The 20207-nt window shown below is 74.7% G+C and carries 16 protein-coding genes; 9 read left to right on the top strand and 7 right to left on the bottom strand.

Going from position 1 to position 20207, the window contains the following annotated elements; all coding sequences use genetic code 11:
- Nucleotides 1-33: 33 nt before the first annotated feature.
- Both PV410_RS07895 and PV410_RS07890 read left to right on the top strand, forming a co-directional pair.
- Nucleotides 34-897: a DUF6528 family protein gene (locus tag PV410_RS07895; protein WP_500323205.1), complete on the top strand. Its 864-nt coding sequence runs from the start codon at nucleotides 34-36 to the stop codon at nucleotides 895-897.
- Between the two features lie 225 nt (nucleotides 898-1122).
- Nucleotides 1123-2127: an aldo/keto reductase family protein gene (locus PV410_RS07890; RefSeq protein ID WP_500323204.1), complete on the top strand. Its 1005-nt coding sequence runs from the start codon at nucleotides 1123-1125 to the stop codon at nucleotides 2125-2127.
- Nucleotides 2128-2197: 70 nt separating this feature from the next.
- Here PV410_RS07890 and PV410_RS07885 read toward each other — a convergent pair whose 3' ends face one another.
- The 3 genes from PV410_RS07885 to PV410_RS07875 form a co-directional block, all read right to left on the bottom strand.
- Complete coding sequence (locus PV410_RS07885; RefSeq protein WP_500323406.1) at nucleotides 2198-4156, bottom strand: primary-amine oxidase; 1959 nt, start codon at nucleotides 4154-4156, stop codon at nucleotides 2198-2200.
- Between the two features lie 104 nt (nucleotides 4157-4260).
- Nucleotides 4261-5808, bottom strand: coding sequence for an APC family permease (locus tag PV410_RS07880; RefSeq protein WP_500323404.1), 1548 nt, complete (start codon nucleotides 5806-5808; stop codon nucleotides 4261-4263).
- A 57-nt stretch (nucleotides 5809-5865) separates the two neighbouring features.
- Entirely contained in the window at nucleotides 5866-6831 is a 966-nt protein-coding gene (locus tag PV410_RS07875; protein WP_500323202.1) for a hypothetical protein, read from the bottom strand.
- A gap of 282 nt (nucleotides 6832-7113) precedes the next feature.
- Between PV410_RS07875 and PV410_RS07870 the strand changes: the two genes are divergently transcribed.
- From PV410_RS07870 to PV410_RS07860, 3 genes are all read left to right on the top strand, one after another.
- Nucleotides 7114-8463: an NsdA family TPR-like regulatory protein gene (locus tag PV410_RS07870; protein WP_500323200.1), complete on the top strand. Its 1350-nt coding sequence runs from the start codon at nucleotides 7114-7116 to the stop codon at nucleotides 8461-8463.
- 458 nt (nucleotides 8464-8921) lie between these two features.
- Nucleotides 8922-10016 (top strand): WD40/YVTN/BNR-like repeat-containing protein, encoded by a 1095-nt coding sequence (locus PV410_RS07865; RefSeq protein ID WP_500323199.1) that lies wholly within the window; start codon nucleotides 8922-8924, stop codon nucleotides 10014-10016.
- 9 nt (nucleotides 10017-10025) lie between these two features.
- A complete protein-coding gene (locus PV410_RS07860; RefSeq protein ID WP_500323198.1) occupies nucleotides 10026-10457 on the top strand; it encodes an ankyrin repeat domain-containing protein in 432 nt (143 codons plus the stop codon).
- A 75-nt stretch (nucleotides 10458-10532) separates the two neighbouring features.
- Here PV410_RS07860 and PV410_RS07855 read toward each other — a convergent pair whose 3' ends face one another.
- Complete coding sequence (locus PV410_RS07855; RefSeq protein WP_500323197.1) at nucleotides 10533-11429, bottom strand: hypothetical protein; 897 nt, start codon at nucleotides 11427-11429, stop codon at nucleotides 10533-10535.
- Entirely contained in the window at nucleotides 11429-12709 is a 1281-nt protein-coding gene (locus tag PV410_RS07850; RefSeq protein WP_500323196.1) for a VWA domain-containing protein, read from the bottom strand. Before PV410_RS07850 ends, PV410_RS07855 begins: the two co-directional genes overlap by 1 nt.
- A 417-nt stretch (nucleotides 12710-13126) precedes the next feature.
- On the opposite strand from PV410_RS07850, the gene PV410_RS07845 reads away from it, so the two are divergent.
- Nucleotides 13127-15817, top strand: a complete 2691-nt coding sequence (locus PV410_RS07845; protein WP_500323194.1) for an ADP-ribosylglycohydrolase family protein — start codon at nucleotides 13127-13129, stop codon at nucleotides 15815-15817.
- A 212-nt stretch (nucleotides 15818-16029) separates the two neighbouring features.
- The gene (locus PV410_RS07840; RefSeq protein WP_500323193.1) at nucleotides 16030-16896 is read left to right on the top strand and encodes a Sco1979 family transcriptional regulator; all 867 of its coding nucleotides are present in this window, start codon (nucleotides 16030-16032) and stop codon (nucleotides 16894-16896) included.
- Between the two features lie 25 nt (nucleotides 16897-16921).
- Here PV410_RS07840 and PV410_RS07835 read toward each other — a convergent pair whose 3' ends face one another.
- Both PV410_RS07835 and PV410_RS07830 read right to left on the bottom strand, forming a co-directional pair.
- A complete protein-coding gene (locus PV410_RS07835; RefSeq protein WP_500323191.1) occupies nucleotides 16922-17794 on the bottom strand; it encodes an SRPBCC family protein in 873 nt (290 codons plus the stop codon).
- A complete protein-coding gene (locus PV410_RS07830) occupies nucleotides 17791-18114 on the bottom strand; it encodes an ArsR/SmtB family transcription factor (protein ID WP_500323189.1) in 324 nt (107 codons plus the stop codon). Before PV410_RS07830 ends, PV410_RS07835 begins: the two co-directional genes overlap by 4 nt.
- Before the next feature lie 118 nt (nucleotides 18115-18232).
- On the opposite strand from PV410_RS07830, the gene PV410_RS07825 reads away from it, so the two are divergent.
- Nucleotides 18233-18646, top strand: a complete 414-nt coding sequence (locus PV410_RS07825; protein WP_500323188.1) for a PaaI family thioesterase — start codon at nucleotides 18233-18235, stop codon at nucleotides 18644-18646.
- Nucleotides 18647-18837: 191 nt separating this feature from the next.
- Nucleotides 18838-20193 carry a phosphodiester glycosidase family protein gene (locus PV410_RS07820; protein ID WP_500323187.1) on the top strand — a complete coding sequence of 452 codons (1356 nt, stop codon included), beginning with the start codon at nucleotides 18838-18840 and terminating at the stop codon, nucleotides 20191-20193.
- The last annotated feature ends 14 nt before the right edge of the window (nucleotides 20194-20207 follow it).

The raw sequence follows: 20207 nt of genomic DNA, 5'->3' as shown, positions 1-20207 counted from the left end.
CGTTGGCACGTCAACGACATACGGGGGCACGACATGACGCGGCACGCCGCGCGGAAGAGCCATCCCATCGCCACCGCCGACCAGTCCTGCAACGGCGTCCTGGTCTTCGACCCCGACGCCCTGGACTGGTCGCGGCCCGGGGCCGTGACCTGGCACTGGAGCGCGCCGGGCGGGGCCGGCACGAGCTGGCAGCACCTGTCGGACGTGCGGCTGCGCAGGACGCAGGCGTACGGGCGGGTCGTGCTCGTGGCCGCGTCCGGCGGCCGGGCGGCGATGGTGCGCGAGGACACCGGGGCCATCGTGTGGCAGACGGTGACCCCGGCCGACAGCCCGCACGCCATCGAGCGCATCCCGGGCGGGGTGATCGTGGTGGCCTCCGTGGCGCCCGGCCGGCTGCGGCTGTACGCGGACACCGAGCAGACCGCGCCGTTCCGCACCGTGCCGCTGCCGAGGGCGCGCGGTGTGCTGTACGACCCGGAGCACGGGGCGCTGTGGGCGATCGGCGCCGAGCGGCTGGTGCGCTACGCGGTGTCGGGCCGGGGCGCGGCGACGACGCTGACGGAGCACAGCGCCGTGGGCTTCGAGGGCGAGGGCCGTGATCTGCAGCCGGTGTACGGCGACCCGGGGTCGCTGTGGTTCACCGACAGCTACGGGGTGTACCGGCTGGACGTCGCGTCCCTCAGGTACCGGCAGGTGGACGGGGCGAGCGGGGTGAGCGCCTACACCAACCAGCCGACGGGGACGCGCATCCGGGCCAGGTCGCAGGCGACCGGGCCCCGGGGCCGGGGCGGGCCGACGGTCGAGTTCCTCGACGCCGACGGGACCCCCGCGTACGCACGGACCCGCCCCGGCGCCGCCTTCGCCACGGTGCGCCTGTGGACCCCGGACTTCCGCTGAGGCCGGTCGCGGCCGGGGCGGCCGGCGACCGGGATCCGGCCGGCGCGGGCGACCGGGGGACCGGCCCCCGCGCCGGTACGGCGGCATGTAATGATCAGATGTATTTGCCCCTGCCATCTTTTCTGCGGCCGACGCCCGACCGGGCGCCGCGCCCCCGGCGGACCCCGGTGCGCCAGCACCCGGCCGGCCGGCACCCACGGACACGCCAACGGAGGCTTCGCTCCCATGGAATACCGCCATCTCGGCCGTAGCGGCCTGGTCATCAGCGAGATCGCGTACGGCAACTGGCTCACCCACGGCTCGCAGGTGGAGGCGGACGCCGCCACGGCGTGCGTGCGCGCGGCGCTGGAGGTCGGCATCACCAGCTTCGACACCGCCGACGTCTACGCGGGGACGCGCGCCGAGTCCGTCCTCGGCGAGGCGCTGAAGGGCGAGCGCCGCGAGGGCATCGAGATCTTCACCAAGGTGTACTGGCCGACCGGGCCGGGCCGCAACGACCGCGGGCTGTCGCGCAAGCACATCATGGAGTCGATCGCCGGCTCGCTGCGCCGCCTGCAGACCGACTACGTGGACCTCTACCAGGCGCACCGCTACGACGTGGACACCCCGCTCGAGGAGACGATGGAGGCGTTCGCCGACGTCGTGCACTCGGGCAAGGCCCTGTACATCGGCGTCTCGGAGTGGCCGGCGGAGCAGATCCGTCGCGCCCACGCGATGGCGCGGGAACTGCACGTCCCGCTGGTGTCGAACCAGCCGCAGTACAACGCCCTGTGGCGGGTCATCGAGGGTGAGGTCGTCCCGACCTGCGAGGAACTGGGCATGGGCCAGGTGGTCTTCTCGCCGATCGCGCAGGGTGTGCTGACCGGCAAGTACCGGCGGGGGCAGGAGCCCCCGGCGGGCTCGCGGGCCACCGACGACAAGGGCGGCGCCGGCATGATCTCGCGGTGGATGAGCGACGAGGTGCTCGACGCCGTCCAGCGGCTCCAGCCGCTCGCCGCCGAGGCCGGCCTGTCGCTGGCCCAGCTCGCGGTGGCGTGGGTGCTGCAGAACTCCAACGTCTCGGCGGCCATCGTCGGCGCGTCCCGTCCCGAGCAGGTCGCGGAGAACGCCAAGGCGGCGGGCGTCGTCCTGGAGAAGGACCTGATGGCGCGGATCGAGGAGATCCTGGAGCCGGTCGCGGTCACCGACCCCAAGCGGGTCCACGACAACGTCCCTGCGCGCCGCCCCTGAGCCGGCATGCCCCGGCCCCGCGGTCCGTGCGGACAGCGGGGCCGGGGCACTCCTCGGGAGCCGCGCCGCGCTAGGCGGTGTGGCAGTGGCCCTCGCCGCGCGGGGTCTCCTTGGGGAGGTCGAGCGCGGGGTTGCGGTCGAAGAAGCCGGTGGGCTTGAGGGTGAACCCGCTGTGGTCGACGGGCATGACCGGCCACTCCTCCAGCCGCGGCAGGTGGGTGGGCCCGAAGGTGTGCCAGACGGTCAGCTCGGTGTCCTCCAGCGACTCGCCCGCCGCGGTCCAGCGGGGCAGCCCGGCGCCGCCCGCGTTCTGGTTGGGGTAGTCCCCCGCGGGGAAGCGCCGCTCGGGACGGTGGCGGGTGACCCACACGTGCTTGGTGCCGTAGGCCATGCGCCGGGCGACCGCCGAGTCGGGCTGCGCGAGGACGACCGGGCCGGGCTGCGGCACGAGCGTGTACGCCACGGGCTTGCCCATGCGGTTGAGGGAGCCGGGGTTGCTGATCCGCCAGCGGCGGCCCGCCAGCGGGTCGGCGAGGCGGCCGCCCTCGGCGCTGTCGGCGACGGTGGTCACCCGGGTGGTGAAGACGTTGCCGTTGGGGTTGTCCGGCCCGCTCGGGACGGGGACGACGTCCACCTCCTCCACGGTGTTGGCGTGGCCGTCGACGGCGGCGTCCAGCCGTACGCAGAACAGGTGCTGGTGGAACGGGGCGAGCAGGCCGGGCGCGACCTCCGTGCCGACCGCGTCGGCGGTGCCGGGCTCCACGGCGGAGGTCTGCACGATGCCGGTGGACTTGGCCTCGAAGCCGATCGTGCCGTCCTGGTGGAAGTACCAGTAGAAGCCGTAGTCGTAGTTGCCGACGGTGGCGATGTAGGAGACGACGAGGCGGCGGGCGCGACGGCTGTCGGCGGCCATGTCGTTGAAGATGTCGGTGTGCTTCCACAGGAGGCCGTAGTCCTCCTCGTGGATGCAGATGGCGTTGGGCAGCGTCTCGGGGTTGCCGAGGTCGTCGGAGAGGACGGCGTCGAGGTAGGTGATCTCGCCGAGGCAGTCGCAGCCGAGCTTCAGGGCGTTGGCGTTGCGGCCGAGCGAGTACTCGCCCGCGTCGAGGAAGGCGACCCAGTTGCGGTCGTCGCCGGGCTCGGCGTAGGCGACGGCCATCTCGGCGAGCGAGGCGCGGTGCAGGACGGAGCGGACGCGGTCGCCGTCCTCGTAGCCGATCTGGTGCAGGACCAGGCCCTCGCGGCCGTTGAAGTCGATGCGGAAGCGCCACTTCTGCCAGGTCATCAGCCGACCGCTGAGGGCGAAGGACGGCCCTTCCGGCTGGGTGATCTCCAGCGGGCGCAGGTCGGTGCGGGCCGGGCCGTTGAACTCGGCCTCGTAGCGGCCGCATTCGGACGGGATCGGCACGGCGCCGGTGTCGATCAGGCGGACGACCTTCCGCTCGATGACGTCGACGTCGGCGACGAGCCCGGCCACCGGGTGCGCCCACGGGCTGTCGGAGGCGTTGCAGCGCAGCCAGGTCAGGGAGCGCATGAGGCGGGCGCCGGGCCGGTCCTCGAAGCGCAGCGGTCCCGCTCCGAGGGGGGCGGCTACGGCGAGGTCGAGATCGGTGACGCCGCGTTCGGCCATGGCCTTGCGCCAGCCCGGGTCGGCCTTGACGACCTGCTCGACGATCTCGTACTCCTCGAAGGTGACCGGGGGCTGGCCCTCCTCCGCGGTGTCGAGCGCGCGGTGGGCGACGACGACGCCCGCCGTGACGTCGACCAGTGCCTCGGCGGCGGCGCCGGTGGCCGAGTCCAGCAGGGTCACGCGCAGCCGGCGCACCACGGGGTCGCCGTCGCGATGGGCGTCGGCGGTGTGCCGGTCGGGCTCGTCGAGCAGGACGAGGGGGAAGCGGGTCGTGTCGGTGACCCTGCCGTCCTCCGCGAGAATGCGGCGGGCGGCGGAAATCTCGTCGGCGGTCAGCGGGTCGAGGGGGTGGGGCGCGGCGGGCACGGCGTCGGCGTCGGTGTGGCAGCAGGAGGACATCGGGGCAACCCTCTTGTCGACGTTGGTCGTTGCGCTGTCGGGCGCTACGGACATGGAACCGGCCCGCCGCTCCCCCGGCCAGGGGTGCGACGGGCCGGACGGGGTCAGGAGGCGCTGGTCTCCGCGTCGGTGGCGGGCACGGCCTCGCGCGCCTGCTCGATCCGGAACGCCTCGTTGCCGAGGCCGATGCGGGCGTGCACCTCGGGACGGGTGGCCCGCAGGACCGCGCCGTACACCAGGCCGCCGACGACGGTGACACCGATGATGGCGGGCAGGATCCAGGAGACGGCGGAGCCGTCGCCGGCGACCAGGACGTCGAAGTCCTTGACGGCGTAGACGGCGATCACGACCAGCGCGATGCCCGCGAGGGCGGAGGCGACGATCCGCGGTGCCTGGGTGCGCAGCGCGCCGCGCCGGACGAAGTAGCCGATGACGGCGAAGGACGCGGTCGCCAGCAGCACGATCACGCCCAGGGCACCGACGTTGCCGAACCAGGTGAAGAGCTTCAGCACCGGCGCGGTGGGGTCGTGGTCCGCCGCCGCGCTGCCGTCGGTGACGGCGAAGGCGACCACGAAGCCGAGGGACACCAGGGTCTGCAGCAGCGAGCCGAAGGCGGGGGCGCCGCTGTTGGGGTTGGTACGGCCGAAGGCCTGGGGCAGCAGGCCCTCGCGGCCCATGGCGAAGGCGTAGCGGGCGACGACGTTGTGGAAGCTGAGCAGGCAGGCGAACATGCCGGTCACATACAGCACGTGCAGGACGTCGGTGAAGGCGGCCCCGATGATCGACTCGCTGAGGCCGAAGAGCAGTCCCGGTCCCTGCTTCTGCGACACCTCCACGATCTGCGACGGACCGGCCGCGATGCTCAGCGCCCAGGAGCTGATGGCGAAGAAGACCGCGACGAAGGTGACGGCGAGGAAGGTCACCCGGGCGACCACGACCTGCGGGCGGCTGGTCTCCTCGGCGTAGACGGGGGACTGCTCGAAGCCGACGAAGCTGGCGATGCAGAAGCACAGGGCGGTGCCCAGGCCCGCGCCGCTGAGCGTGCTCGGGTCGAAGGCGTGCAGCGACAGGCCCTCCTTGGCGGGACTGCCGATGGCGGCGACGTCGAAGATGACGACGAGGGCGATCTCGATCAGCAGCAGGACGCCGAGGACCTTGGCGTTGACGTCGATCTTGAGCCAGCCGAGCGCGCCGACCGCGAGGACGCCGAGTACCGCCGGGATCCACCAGGCGATCGTGGTGTCGAGGTAGGTCTGGAAGAGCCCGGAGATCTCGAAGCCGAAGAGGCCGAAGACCGCGAACTGCATCGCGCTGTACGACACCAGGGCGACGAGCGACGCGGCGGCGCCCGCGGTGCCGCCGAGCCCGCGGGCGATGTAGGCGTAGAAGGCGCCCGCGTTGTGGACGTGGCGGCTCATCTCGGCGTAGCCGACGCTGAAGAGGAGGAGTACCACGCCGAGGATCACGAACAGCAGCGGCTGTCCGACGATGCCCATGACGCCGTACGTGGTGGGCATGACGCCGGCGACCACCATCAGCGGCGCACTGGCGGCGACCACGGAGAGGAGCAGGCCGGACATGCCGAGGCGGTCGGCCCGCAGGGCTCTCTCCTCGCCTTTGAACGTGCTGATCCCGCTGTTGCCCGTCAGCATGGCGGTTCCTTCCTGGGAGGGGTTGGGGTGGTGCTGGTGCGTCATGCGGTGCGGGCCCTACGGGGAGCCGGGGCCGAGCACGGCCTCCCGCGCGGCGCGGAAGGCCTTCTTGGGGTCGCGGTCCGGGTAGGCCCACGGGGTGCGGGTGGCGTGCGCGCCGATCCGGTTGAACAGGGCCGCCGCCTCGGCGTTGCGGCCCTGCAGGAACTGCGCGTGGACGAGGAAGTTGAGGTCGAGGTGGAGGCGCGGGTGGTCGTGCCCGGCACCGTCCCACTCCAGCCACCAGTCGAAGCCCCGCTTGAGGGCCTGCCGGGCCCGCCATCCGTCCCAGTGCCCGGAGGCCGCGGGATCGGCGGGCAGGGTCCCGGCGGTGGCGAGGACCCGGTACAGCTCGGCGTGGGCGACGACCGGGAGGACGGCGAGCGGTGAGCCGGCGGGCGCCTCGCCCGCGGCCCAGTCGGCGAATTCGTACACCTCGTGGAATGGCCCGCCCTCGGAGGCGGCCTGGGGGCGTTCGGCGAGGCAGGCGGCCATCAGGTGGTGTCCGTGGTGATGACCGCGGTGGCGGCCGCGGACCTGGTCGAAGGCGCGCATCTGCTCGTCGTCGGTGCCGGTGTGGCGGGCCAGGATCAGCAGGCAGAGCCACGGCGTGGGGTCGGCCGGGGTGAGCGCGGCGGCGGCGAGGCAGGTCTCGCGGGCCCGTTCGGGCTTCTCCTTGCCGGCGACGGCACGGAACACCGTGGCGCAGGCCAGCAGCGCGGCCGCGTCGGTGCTGCCGGGTTCGGCGAGCTGCCACTCGCGCGCCCAGGTGGCACTGGCGCCGCCCTCGCCGAGGACGACCAGGCGGTGGCCGCGCCGGTCCCAGTCGTCGCCGGTCTCGGCGAGCAGGCTGCGGGCGGTGGTCCAGCGGCCCTGGGCGAGCGCAGCGCGGGCGTCGGCCAGTGGCTCGTCGTCCAGGGCAGGGTCGAACCGCAGGTCGTCCCGGGAGCGGGAGAAACCGAACGGGGGTGGAGGAGGAGTCATCCTCGGGGTGCCTCCACGGCGCGCACGTGATGTCCGGCCCGGGGCGGGGCATCCCGTTCGGCGTCCGGTGATCGCTTGATCACACAAAGCCAACCGGTATGAGCAGGTCCACTTCAAGTCCGGGCCTGTTGTCTCGATGTAGTCCCGCACACGCGTCCGAACGGCGGCGGGCGCCGCCGGACGCCGCGGGACACGGATCGGGACGGATCGCGGCGATCGCCTGCGCCGCAACGCCCGCGCCTGATATTCGAACGTACGAATATGAGACGAAGGAGCAACGCCGTGGCGGACGACACCGCGCCGGCACCGTCCCATCCCCTGGCGTCCGTCCGGCGCAGCCACGGCTGGAGCTACCAGGACCTCGCCCGGGTCGTCGCCGACAACGCCCGTGCCCTCGGCGTGCCCATGGCGGCCCGTCGGGAGAAGGTGTGGCGCTGGGAGCACTGGGGCGTGGTGCCGGAGAGGGACAGCCAGCGGGCCCTGGCCCGGGCCCTTGGCGTACCGCTGCGGGAGGTGGACACCCGCCCGTGGCCCGGCTGGTTACCGTCCTTCGACGGCATCCCCGACGGGCTGCCGTGGACCCGGGCGGGCGGTCTCGACGCGCTGGACGCCCTGCTCGACGGCGGCGGACGCGACCCGCGGGGCCACCCCGTGCTGGAGGGAGCGGAGTTCGGCGACGCCGTCGCCGACTGGGCGGCCGCGACCGACGGCGGGAGGGACCACGGAAGGGACGGCGGAAGGGACGAGCCGCCGCGGGACGACGCCGTCGCCGGCCGGGAAGGGGCTGCGGCCGACGAGGAGACCGTGGACTGGCTGGAGCGCGGCGTGCTCGGCCTGCGCCGCCTGGACGACCGGCTCGGCGGCGCGGCCGTACGGCACCGGGTCGAGGCCGATCTGCGGATCGCCCTGGACCTGCTGCGCCGGGGACCGTACCGGGGCGGGCTCGACGCCCGTCTGCTGCGCGTCGCCGCCGGACTGGCCCAGTTGGGCGGCTGGGCGGCGACGGACTGCGGACGGCACGGGGCGGCCCAGCGGCACCACCTCACCGGGCTGCGCCTCGCGCACGGCGCGCAGGACCGCCCGCAAGCCGCCAACCTGTGGGCGGGACTGAGCCTTCAGGCGGTGTTCGCGGGCCGTCACGACGACGCCCTGGCGGCGGCCCGTGCCGCGGAGTCCGCCGCGGCCGGGGCGACCTCGCGCACCCGCGCGATGCTCGCCACCCGCCGGGCCCGGGCCCACGCCGGGCTCGGCGAGGACGCGGCGTGCCGCCGGTCGCTGGAGGAGGCGGGACGGCTGCTGGACACCGCGCCCGGCGACGACGACCCGTCGTGGATCTACTGGTTCGACGAGGCGGAGCTGTGCGCGCAGAGCGGGATCGCGCTGCTGGACCTCGGCCGTGCGCAGGAAGCGGCCCCGCTGCTGGAGAAGGCACTGGCGATCCAGGACCCCCTCTACCGGCGCGACCGCACCCTCTACACCGCGCGCGCCGCCCTCGCCCGGGCGCGGACCGGCGACCTCGACACCGCCCGAGCCCTCACCGAGGACGCCGTGGACCTCGCCCGGGGGTGCGGGTCGCCCCGGGTGGCCATCGCCGTCGAACAGGCCAGGACGACGCTGTCCCAGGCCCGTTGACGACCCGGCCCCGCCGGACCGGCACCGCGGTCCGGCGGGCCCGCCCCGGCGACCACCCGAACCGGGAGCCCGACAGCCGCAGTCGGGGTCCGTCCGAGGACCGCGCGGCGCATCGCGCCACCGGTCCGGACGTCCCAGGCGCCCTGAGGGGCAGTGGTCCACGGCCCCGGAAGACCCGCCCGGCGCGGGGAGTTCGCACACTACGGCCCCGGCCACGCCGGACCGCCCGGCACAACGGTCGCTCCCGCCGCCGGTGACCGGACCGCCTGCCGGCGGGCACGCCGCGGCGCGGCCGCAGTCGACGTCGTGACCGCAGGTCCCGGGCCGCGCGGCGCATCGCGCCACCGGTCCGGACGTCCCAGGCGCCGGTCGTGCACCAGAAGCGGTGCGGCGCGGTGCGCCGGAGGCGGTCTGGTGCGGTGCCGCGCGGTGGGCTACGTTGCCGCGGCATGACGCCGATGGGGACGATGAGACGGGTGTGGACGGCCGTGCTGTGCGGGGCGGCGCTCGCCGCGCTGACCGCGGCCCCGGCCCACGCGGCGGGTGAACGGCCCGGTCCGCGCTGGGAGCTGAAGGACACCGGCAGCACCGCGCGCTTCCGCGGGCTGGCGGCGGTCAGCAGGAACACCGCCTGGGTGGCCGGTTCCGAGGGCAAGGTGCTGCGCACGGTGGACGGCGGACGCCACTGGGCGGACGTGTCGCCACCGGGTGCCGCCGAACTGCAGTTCCGCGACGTCGAGGCGTTCGACGCGCGGCGCGCGGTGGTGCTGGCGATCGGCGAGGGCGAGGCGTCCCGTGTGCTGCGCACCCAGGACGGCGGCGCGACCTGGACGGAGACCTTCCGCAACGCCGACCCCCGCGCCTTCTACGACTGCGTCACCTTCTTCGACGACCGGCACGGCCTCGCCGTCAGCGACCCGGTCGACGGCAGGTACCGGATGCTGTCCACCGGTGACGGCGGCCGCAGTTGGCGGGTGCTGCCCTCCGCCGGCATGCCCCCCGCGCTCGCGGGCGAGGCCTCGTTCGCGGCGAGCGGTCAGTGCCTGGTGAGCCGTGGCCCGCGCGACGTGTGGCTGGCGACCGGCGGGGCGTCGCAGGCCCGCGTCCTGCACTCCCGCGACCGGGGGCTGACCTGGACCGTGGCGGCGTCCACCCTGCCCGCGGGCGACCCCGCGAAGGGCGTGTTCGCGCTGGCGTTCCACGACGCGCGGCAAGGGATCGCCGTGGGCGGGGACTACCGCCCCGACCAGGCCTCCCCCGACGCCGCCGCGGTGTCCCGCGACGGCGGCGCCACCTGGACCGGCTCCGCACGACCCCCGGCCGCCTACCGTTCGGGAGTGACCTGGCTGCCGTACTCCTCGCGCGCGGCGATCGCGGTCGGACCGTCCGGCAGCGACCTGAGCCTGGACGGCGGCCGGACCTGGCGGACCTTCGACTCCGGGTCGTACGACACCGTCGACTGCCCCCCGGACCTGGGCTGCTGGGCCGCGGGTGAGCAGGGCCGCGTCGCACGCCTGGGGATCAACTTCGGCGGCGGGGCCGCTGGCTCGTAGTCTGCGTTCGTGAACCGCAGACGCCGCAAGAAGCTGAGCCGAGCCCTCGTGCGGGCCGCGAGGAGCGGTGAGACCGGGACCGTGCGCCGGCTCCTGCGGCGCGGCGCCTCCCCCGAACTCCCGGACGCTGACGGGACGACACCGCTGTACGCGGCGTCGGTCCACGGCGCGGCGGACGTGGTGGGGCTGCTGCTCACCGCGGGGGCCCTGCCCGACACCGAGAGCGGCCACGGGGACGAGGGCACACCCCTGTGCGGGGCCGCGTGCTGGGGACACACCGGGACGGTGCGCCGGCTGCTCGCCCAGGGTGCCGATCCCCGCCTGCGCGAGGACCACGGCACGGGGCTCACGCCGCTCGAATGGGCCGGGCGCGGCCCGTACCCGGAGACGGCGGCGCTGCTGCGCGCCGCGGCGGACTCCCGTCCGCCCACGGCCGGGTAGGACGGCCAGGTGGCACGGCGCGCCGGTACGGTCCCGCGGTGCGGGACCGTACCGGCGCGCCGCCGGACGTCCTGGTTACGCGACCGGGCGGGGGCGTCCCCGTCCACGGGTGAGGCTGTAACCGGCGATGCCCGCGAGCGCGCCCAGCACGCCCCCTGCCGCGGTCCAGATCCAGCGGTCGGACCACCAGCCGCCGCCCCAGCCGTCCTCGGGCTGGGCCAGCCCGGCCGGCACCGGCGAGGCGCTCGGGTCGGCCTCGTCGTCCGCCGCCTCGTCGGACTCCTCCGTGGCGGAGGCGGACGGCACGGCGTTGGGGTCGAGGGTGGCCCCGGCCTTGGCGACCGGGGTGAGCGGGGCGGCGAGTTCGCCGTCGACGGCCTTGGAGCCGCCCGCGTCCGTCGAGGTGGTGCCGACCTGTGCCTGGACCGGCAGGCCGAGGTCCTCGTCCGGGAGCCGCAGCACGGTCAGGCGGATGTAGTACGCGCCCGGGAGCGGGTCGTCGGCCCATGCCTCGGACCATGCACGCACGGTGCGCAGCCGGCAGCTCAGCTCCAGCTGGGTGTCCTGCGCGGACGCCGTCCTGGCCGGCTTGCCCGCGGTGCACGCCTGACGGCGGCGCAGGCCGTCGTAGACGTCGAGCTGCCAGGTCTGGTCGCCGTGCCGGCTCGCGGACTCCGGCAGGCTGACCGTCGCGGAGACCGTGGGCACCTCGCCCACCGCGGCCGGGAACACCCAGTACAGGTAGTCGCCGGTGGAGGCGCCGGCCGGGACGGTCCGCACCCCCGGCCGGAGGTTCCCGGCGGTCCGGAAACCGGTGCCGGGCTGGACGGTCTCCTCGGTGGCCCCCGTTCCGCGCACGCCCGGGCTGGGCGTGGCGTCGTCCGCGGCGGCGGTGCCCGCTCCGGCGGCGAACAGGGCCGCGCCCGCAAGCAGTACGGCGGCCGCCCGGCGCGCCGTTCGGATGGTACGCATCAGTTGGTCCTCCAGACGGCGACGCGCCAGCGCGAGATCCAGCCCCACAGCACACCGGCGACGAGGCCGGTCACGACCAGCAGGGCCAGCAGCCACCAGCCGCGGCCCAGGCCGAAGGAGGCGACGTCGGACGGCTCGTCGGGCGAGGAGACCAGGTCGACGCTGAGTTCGAGCGGCAGGCCCGGGGTGCGCTTCACGGCGTCCGGGGCGGAGAAGGAGTTGCTGACCTCGATGCACACCGTGCGGGCGGCCGCGGCGTCGTCGTCGTCGCGCTCCGGCCAGGCGTAGCGCAGACCGGAGGAGATGACGTCGGTGCGTCCGCTGCCCGCTTCCGAGCCGCGGACGAGTTCCCGGCCGCCGGAGGTGACGGCCCGTACGAGGACGCCGTAGTCGCGGTTGACGGCGCGGTCGGCGCCGACGCTGACGGAAGCGCGCAGTTCCTGGCCGTCGGTGACGCTCACTCGGTACCAGCGGTGCTCGGTGAACGCCTCGCGGTCGCTGTAGACACCGGCCCCGAGCAGCGGGGCGTCGGCGCAACGGTCGGCGCCCTGGGTCACGGTGGGGGTGACGACCACGTTGTCGGCGGAGCGGTCGACGAGTTGCTTGATGCGGTCGGAGAGCTGGTCGGCGTGGTCGACGGCGGTGTAGGTACCGCCGGTCGCCTCGGCGATGCAGCTCAGCTGCTCGCGGATCTTGGTGTTGGGCACCAGGCCGAGGGTGTCGACGACCAGGTGGGTGCCCTCGGCGGCGAGTTCACGCGCGACCTCGCACGGGTCGAGCGGCTGGCAGGTGTCCTCGCCGTCGGTGATGAGCACGATCCGGCGGGTGCCGTCACCGCCCGCGAGGTCCTTGCCCGCGGCCTGCAGGGCGGGGCCGATCGGCGTCCAACCGGTGGGGGCGAGGGTGGCGACCGCGGTCTTGGCCTCGGTACGGTCGACGCTGCCGACCGGGTAGAGGGCCTCGGTGTCCTTGCAGCCGACCACCTTGTCCTTGCCGGGGTAGTTGGCGCCGAGGGTGCGTATGCCGAGCCGGACCTCGTCCGGTACGGCGTCGATGACCTCGTTGAACGCCTGCTTGGCCGCCGACATGCGGGACCTGCCGTCGATGTCGTTGGCCCGCATCGAGCCGCTGACGTCGAGCACGAGCTCGACCTTCGGGGCCTCGTGCGCGGTCTCCGGCCCGTCGTCCGCGGCGGCCGGCGCCGCGGCCGGGAAGAGCGCGGTGGCGAGGGTGGCCGCGAGGCCGCACAGCCCCACCGCCAGCCGTTTGCTTGTGATCATTGGCGGATCCTATGGAAGATCCGACTCCGCCCCCAACTCGGCCCGGACCGCTCTTCCGTGACCCTCCCCGCAGCGGACCACGCTTCGGGCCCGGGACACCGCGCTGACCAGCGACGGTCGAGGGTCACCGCTCCCGTTCGGCTCGGCCGACCTGCCTGATGGCCCGTCAGATCGGAGTCCACCCCGCCACCACCACATCTGCGGGACCACGCCGGCCACTTCCCGGCATCCATAGCGTCCCATTGACGATAAGTGGCTCCTCGTGCCAGGCTGACGCGGCATCACGCCGGAGATCCGTCCTGAACCGGCTGCCCCCGGGATGCCCCGGGACCGCCGCGTTCGACCAGGACAGCGCTCGCCCTGCACTCGCCGTTCGGCCCGTCCCGCACGTGCCGCCGGACCACCTGGAGGACGCCCGTGGCCCACACCCCCGCACCCCATCCCCACCTCGACGCGCGGGCCGCAGACCGGGCCGCCGGGGTGTTGCTCGGCGCGGCCGTGGGCGACGCGCTGGGTGTGCCCTACGAGTTCAAGGCGACGCTGAGTGAGGATCAGCAGCCGCGGATGATCGGCGGCGGCTTGGGGCCGTACGAGCCGGGCGAGTACTCCGACGACACTCAGATGCAGGTCTGCATCGCCCAGGTGGCGGCGACCGGAGCGGATCTGCGCGGCCCCGAGGCCCTGGACGCGATCGCCGCCAACTTCCAGGGCTGGCTGAGCGAAGGCGCCAGCGACGTCGGCAACCAGACCAGCCTCGTCCTGAGCACCGCTGCCCGCGCCCCCGGGCCGGCGGGCACGGCGATGCGGGAGGCCGCCCGCGAGTACACCGCCGGCAACGCGCGCAGCGCCGGGAACGGCTCGTTGATGCGGACCGGGATCGTCGCCCTCGCACACCTCGGTGACCCCGCCGCGATGGCCGAGGCCGCCATCGCCGTCAGCGCGCTCACCCACCCCGACCCCGATTGCGCCGACGCCTGCGTGCTGTGGTGCTCCGGCATCCGCACCGCGGTGCTGTACGGCACCTTCGACGGCGTGCGCGACGGCCTGGCCCTGCTCCCGCCCGAGCGCCGGGAGACGTGGGCGAAGCGGCTGGACGCGGCGGAGGCCCACCCGCCGCACCACTTCGGCAACAACGGCTGGGTGGTCCACGCGCTCCAGGCCGCCTGGTCGGCCATCACCCGCACCGCTGTTCCGGAACTGAACGCTGCCGAAGGTGACTTCCCCGCCCGGCACCTGCGCCTCGCCCTGGAGGCGGCGGTACGCGCCGGAACGGACACCGACACCGTCGCGGCGATCGCGGGCGCCCTGCTCGGCGCGCGCTGGGGCTGCTCCGGCATCCCCCTGGAGTGGCAGCAGGCCGTCAACGGCTGGCCGGGGCTCACGGGCGCCGACCTGGTCCGGCTGGCCGTGCTCACCGCCCGGGGCGGGAACGACGACGACGCCGGCTGGCCCTCGGCGCCGCGTTTGCCGGCCGGTGGCCACCCCGGCTTCGCCATCCCCCACCCGCACGACGACGGGGTGATCCTGGGCAACCTGGCCCTGGCCCAGGGCACCGAGCCGGTCGACGTCGACGCCGTGGTCTCGCTCTGCCGCGTCGGTTCGGACCCGCTCCTGCCCGGCACACCCGACGTCGAGCAGGTCCGCGTCTGGCTGGTCGACAGCGAGGGAGCGAACGCCAACCTCCACCACGTCGTGGACCAGGCCGCCCGCCAGGTGCTGCGGCTGCGCCAGGAGGGCAAGCGGGTCCTGCTCCACTGCCACGCCGGGCAGAGCCGCACCCCGGCCGTCGCCGCCGTCTTCAGCCACCTGGCCAAGGGCACCGATGCGGAGAGCGCGCTGCGGGACCTGCGCCGGGCGCTGACCGGTGGCTGGCACCTCCACGCGCACCCCGAACTCCAGTCCGCGGTCCACGATCTGACCGCCCCGGCGGCGGCCGCCGGAGCCCGGATCGGCGAGGGCAGGCGGGAGGCGTCCGATCTGGAACCCGACGCAGGGCAGCGGCCTAGGGACTTCCCGAGGGAGAAGGCCTCCGTGTCCCGGGTGCGCGGGCTGCTGCTCGGCCTCGCCGTGGGCGACACGGTCGGCCGCGCCCGGGGCAAGGTGCCGGCCGACGGCCCGTTGCGGGCCGGGGTCAGCACCCAGCTGGCCTGCTTCACCGCCGAGGGCACGATCCGCGCTCTCGTGCGCGCCGGGCAGAAGGGCGTCTGCCATCCTCCGTCGGTGGTGTGGCACGCGTACTGCCGGTGGGCGGCCGTGCAGGGCCTCAAGGCCCGCCGCTGGGGGTCGGGCGAAGAGGTGTGGCCCGACGGCTGGCTCGCCCAGGTGCCCGTACTCGCCGAACGACGTGGTTCAGCGCCCGCGACCGTAGCCGCCCTGGCCGGGATCGAGCAGGGCACCGCGGGGAAGCCGCCGACGACCAGCCGCGGCTGCCACGCGCTGACCCGCACCCTTCCCGCCGCGGTCATCGGCGCCGCGCAGGGCCCGGCACAGGCCGCCGTGTTCGCCCATGAGCTGGCCGCCCTCACCCACGGCGACCGGGCCGCGCACTCCGCGGCGGCCCATGCCGTCGTCCTGGCCCACCACTGCCTGACCGGCGGAGCCGACGGGCCGCCGCCGGCGGGCAGCCGGTCCGGCGTACGGGACGCCTTGGAACGCGGCCTGCTGGACCTTCGCAGCGCCGATCCCGGCCCGACCGCCCGTGCCGGGGAACTCGACGCCCTCGCCGCCGCACTCCAGGAGGCCGACGCCCACCCGGCCGACGCCAAGCGGCTCGCCGACCTCGCACCCGACGCCACAGCGCCCTCGGCGCTGCTCGGCGGCGTGTACGTCGCGGCCTCCTTCCCCCGGCGGGACCAGGTGAGCGCCGCACTGCGCTTCGCCGCCGGTGCCCCGGACGGCGACTCGGTGGCCTGCGTGGCCGGCGCGCTGCTCGGAGCGGCACACGGCGCCGAGGCGCTGCCGGTCGATCTGGTCAGTCGCCATGAACTGGCCTGGGTCCTCGACACCTTGGCCCGCGATCTCGTCGCCGGGCCCGCCGGCTCCGCCGACGGCAGCGCATACGCCTCGGGCCGGGACGAGCACGGGTGGGATCGCTACCCCGGTTGGTGAGCCGCGTCCCGTGCCGAAACCCCCCGTCCCCGGTCCCGCGTGACACCGGGGACGGGGCCGGGGCGGTGGCCGGCTGGACGTGGGCCCGCCTGCCTCCGGGCCGTCGCGGTACGGTGCGTTCTGCACATTGCAAAGCGTCCCCAACATGCTTTGCCAGACCCTGACGTCATGACAAACTACGCGGGGATCAGCGGTGTTGGAGGGGATGGACCGTGACTGAAGCGCGGGCGGCAAGCGCTCCCACCGTGCTGCGGGTGGTGCTCGGCAGACGCCTCCAGGACCTCCGCGAGAGGGCCGGCCTCTCCTACGAGCAGGCGGCCCGCGCCCTGGACGTCACCCACGCCACGGTCCGCCGCATCGAGAAGGCCGAGGTGGGCCTGCGCATCCCGTACGTGGAGAAACTGCTCCTCACCTACGGCGTCACCGAGCCCGCCGAGATCGCCAACTTCCTGGAACTGGCCCGCGAGGCCAACCGTCCCGGCTGGTGGCACCGCTTCCGTGACGTGCTCCCCGAGTGGTTCAGCGCCTTCGTCAGCCTGGAGGGCGCCGCCGAGCTGATCCGCGCCTACGAACCGCACTACGTCCCGGGGCTGCTGCAGACCCCGCAGTACGCGGAGGCCGTGCTGCGCGCGGGGCGGCCGCACGCCTCGCGGGAGGAGGTCGAGCGCGGCGTCGCGCTGCGCATGCAACGGCAGGCGCTGCTCACCCGCGACGACCCGCCGCTGCTGTGGGTCGTGATGGACGAGACGGTGCTGCGCCGCCCCATCGGCGGCCCCGAGGTGATGCGCCTGCAGATCGACCGCCTGATCGAGGCGTGCGGGATGCCCCAGGTGCGACTGCAGGTGCTGCCCTTCGCGTCGGGGCCGCACCCGGCGATGTACGGTCCGTTCCACATCTTCCGCTTCCCGCTGCCGGAACTGCCGGACATCGCGTACGCGGAGAGCCTGATCGGCGCGGTCTACCTCGACGAACGCGAGGACGTCTCACGGTTCCGCGAGGCCCTGGACCGGATGAGCGCCCAGGCCCTGCCTGCGGGCCCCACCCGGGAGTTCCTGGAGGAGGCACGGGGCCGGCTGTGAGGCCGGGCGCCGTGCCGTCCACCGGTCAGCGGGGCATCGCTGCCAGCTTCGCCGCGAGGCTCTCGACGCGGTCCCGCCAGACGTCCAGCGCCAGAGCGGGGGGCACCTCGGGGACGCCGGTCTGGGTGAGGACCAGTCGCGCGCCATGCCCGGTGCCGCGGGTCAGCTCCCAGCGCACGGTGCCCTCGTGGCGGCCGTGGAGGTCCCAGGGGTAGGCGAGCGCCTCCTTCGGGCGCAGTTCGCTCACCGGTCCGGGGGCGAAGTCGCCCACGACGAAGCCACGCGGCACGGGTCCGCCCACCTCGGGCGCGGACACCCCGCCGAGCAGGGTCTTCCACACCGTGGCCGCGGGCTGGGTCAGCTGCCGCTCGAAGCGGACCTTCCAGCCGACCGGCAGCTCCTCCACGGTGCCGTGGTCGAGACCGAACTCCTTGACGTAGCGCTCGTGGGCCGCCTTCATGTCGCCCGGCCCGGGCACCGGCTCGCCCTCCAGCTCGGGGTCGATGCCGGCGATGCAGGCGTCCCAGCCTGCGGCGAAGCTGGCGGCGCCGGGGCGGTCGCCGAAGGTGTGGGTCAGGGTCAGCACCGAGCCCAGGGACTCCGGCACCAGCTCCCAGCGCAGCAGGTCCTCGCCCCAGGTGTAGGCGATGACGTGCGGCGGGTCCCACTCGGTGACCTGGCCGTCCATGGCCTCGCCCTCGCCGTGCCGGAACGGGAAGCGCACCTTGCCGCCCACCCGCGGCTCCATCTCCACGTCGGAGGGGAACCACTTCGACAGGTGCCCCGGCTCGGTCAGGGCCCGCCACACCTTCTCCGGCGGGTGCGCGAGCCGCCGCTCCATCCGCAGCGCGGTCCGGCCGTCCGCGGTGGTCAGCGTCTCGCCGGTATCCGTGGTCATGGCTCCTCCATCTCGTCGGGCATGGCGTCCAGATGCCGCTCCAGCGCGTCCAGGCCGGTGCCCCACAGCCTGCGGTAGGGCGCGAGCCAGGCGTCGACCTCCCGCAGGGGCTCGGGGCTCAGCTCGTACCAGCGGCGCTGCGCCTCGGCACGCACCCGGACCAGGCCCGCCTCACGGAGCACGCGCAGGTGCTTGGACGTACCGGGCTGGGTGAGGCCGAGGTGCTCGGTGAGCTCGCCGACGAGGCGGGGGCGCTCCAGGAGCAGATCGAGGATCCGCCGCCGCGTCGGCTCGGCCAGCACGTCGAAGGGTATGGACACGTTCCCCAATATACTCCTCAGGCTATATACCCACAACGGCATGTGCGCGCGGCGGGCACGCGCCCGGGCCTCGTCGCGCCCTGGTGCGCGCCCCCGACGGTGGGTCAGAATGTCCGCCGTGACGATCACCACCGCCGAGGCGGACAAGGTCCTGGCCGACAACTTCGCGCCCTGGGTGCAGGACCTCGGGCTCTCCGTCGAGGAGACCGGGGAGCGGCACGCCGTGCTGCGGCTGCCCTGGTCGGACCGGCTGGCCCGGGAGGCCGGTGCGCTGTCGGGCCAGGCGCTGATGGCCGCCGCCGACACGGCGACCGTGATCGCGGTGTCCGCGGCCCGCGGGGGCTACGGGCCGATGACGACCATCCAGCAGTCCACGACCTTCCAGCGGGCGGTCATGGGCACCGACGTCCTGGTCACGGCGCGCGTCACCAAGCTCGGACGGCGGCTGGCGTTCATCGACGTCGAGCTCACCCCCGAAGGCGCCGTCGAACCCGCGGCGCAGGCGACCACGGTCTACGCCTTCCCCGGCTGAGGCGGCCGAGGCAGCTGGAGCGGCTGGGGCGGCTGGCGGCGCCCCGGCAGACCCCCGCAGACCCCCTCCCGCCCGCTTTCACCGTATCGAGTCGAATTCCCCCTCACGCGCGGCGTGGTGGTGCGACAACCCAGCCGGTCCGGGCAACCATTGACCATTCGTCAGATAATCGGTTTTCGGGCTGGAGCGACGTGACTCGACGACCCCGCCGGGTGCGCCTGGCGATCTCCGCGACGCTGGCGTGGAGCGCCGTGCTCGGCGGCGCCGGCGGGGCCGCCGCCGCGGTCGCCGGGGACGGGCTGCGCTACGGCGCGACCACCCGGCTCGCCTCGGGCGTGGACTACCGGACGTTCACCTACCGGGGAGCCCACGGCACGGCCCGCGGACACCTGCTGACGGTGGACCTGCGCACGCCGGGCGTCACGGTGGACCTGCTGCACCCCGGTGTCGTCGCCGGACGCGGCACGGTCTCGGGGCTCGCCGACGCCGCGGGCGCGGTGGGCGGCATCAACGCCGACTTCTTCAACATGAGCGAGGCCCAGCACCCCGGGGTGCCCGCGACCGGTGCCGCGGTCGGCCCGGCGGTCGCCGCGGGACGGGCCCTGAAGTCGGCGGTGCCGCCGGCCCAGCGCTTCGGCCCCAAGCTGCCGCCCGGCGCGACCACCGAGGACGTCCTCGCGGTCGGCACGGACCGGATCGCCCGGCTCGACCGGCTCCGGCTGTCCGGCTCGGTCAGCTTCGAGGAGGGCACGGTGCCGCTCGCCGGCCTGAACCAGTACGCGCTCCCGGTCGGCGGCGTCGGCCTGTACACCTCGGACTGGGGCAGCGCCTCCCGGCTCCGCGCCGGCTGCGGCGACGACACCAGGCGCGCGGCGCCCTGCAGCAACGACACCTACGAGGTCATGGTCAGCCAGGGCGAGGTGGTGGGCGTCGGCGAGGGCCCGGGAGAGGGCGAGATCCCGCCCGGCGCGGTGGTCCTCGTCGGCCGCGAGGCGGGGGCGGAGGCGCTGCGCCTGCTGGAGCCCGGCGACGCGGTCGACGTGCAGCAGCGACTGGTGGCCTCCGCGTACGGCGGCGGGTACAGCTTCGCCGTCGGGGGCTACCCGATCCTGCGCGACGGCTACCCCGTGGACGGCCTGGAGAACGGCGTCACGGCGACCCGCACCGCGGCGGGCTTCGGCGACGACGGGCACGTGATGTACCTCCTGGCGCTGGACGGGAAGGCCGAGTCGGGCGCCGGCCTCACGGTCCGCGAACTCGCCTCCCTGATGTCCGGCATCGGCGCCCAGGCCGCCGTCAACCTCGACGGCGGCGGCTCCTCCACCCTCGTCACCCGCGCCCCCGGCGCGTCCCGCGTCAAAGTCCGCAACCACCCGGCGGGCGGCACGGAACGCCTCGTCGCCAACGGCATCGGCGTCTTCACCACCGGCGGCCCACAGCGCCGCGGCCGGACCCTGGACCCGGCCCGACTCGGCATCGAGGAGTTCCCGCATGTGCAGGGGCCCCCGCCGGTCGAGGCCGTGGTGGACGTGCAGCCCTGGGGGTGAGGACCGCCGGACCG

It is taken from the genome of Streptomyces sp. PA03-5A, from assembly GCF_033792725.1.
Classification (GTDB): domain Bacteria; phylum Actinomycetota; class Actinomycetes; order Streptomycetales; family Streptomycetaceae; genus Actinacidiphila.
This window is presented reverse-complemented; position numbering and strand designations above follow the sequence as displayed.

What these genes read in the sequence shown, in the direction of transcription:
- PV410_RS07895 (WP_500323205.1), top strand. Translation starts at nt 34, where the DNA reads ATGACGCGGCACGCCGCGCGGAAGAGCCATCCCATCGCCACCGCCGAC.
- PV410_RS07890 (WP_500323204.1), top strand. Translation starts at nt 1,123, where the DNA reads ATGGAATACCGCCATCTCGGCCGTAGCGGCCTGGTCATCAGCGAGATC.
- PV410_RS07885 (WP_500323406.1), bottom strand. Translation starts at nt 4,156, where the DNA reads ATGTCCTCCTGCTGCCACACCGACGCCGACGCCGTGCCCGCCGCGCCC.
- PV410_RS07880 (WP_500323404.1), bottom strand. Translation starts at nt 5,808, where the DNA reads ATGCTGACGGGCAACAGCGGGATCAGCACGTTCAAAGGCGAGGAGAGA.
- PV410_RS07875 (WP_500323202.1), bottom strand. Translation starts at nt 6,831, where the DNA reads ATGACTCCTCCTCCACCCCCGTTCGGTTTCTCCCGCTCCCGGGACGAC.
- PV410_RS07865 (WP_500323199.1), top strand. Translation starts at nt 8,922, where the DNA reads ATGGGGACGATGAGACGGGTGTGGACGGCCGTGCTGTGCGGGGCGGCG.
- PV410_RS07855 (WP_500323197.1), bottom strand. Translation starts at nt 11,429, where the DNA reads ATGCGTACCATCCGAACGGCGCGCCGGGCGGCCGCCGTACTGCTTGCG.
- PV410_RS07850 (WP_500323196.1), bottom strand. Translation starts at nt 12,709, where the DNA reads ATGATCACAAGCAAACGGCTGGCGGTGGGGCTGTGCGGCCTCGCGGCC.
- PV410_RS07835 (WP_500323191.1), bottom strand. Translation starts at nt 17,794, where the DNA reads ATGACCACGGATACCGGCGAGACGCTGACCACCGCGGACGGCCGGACC.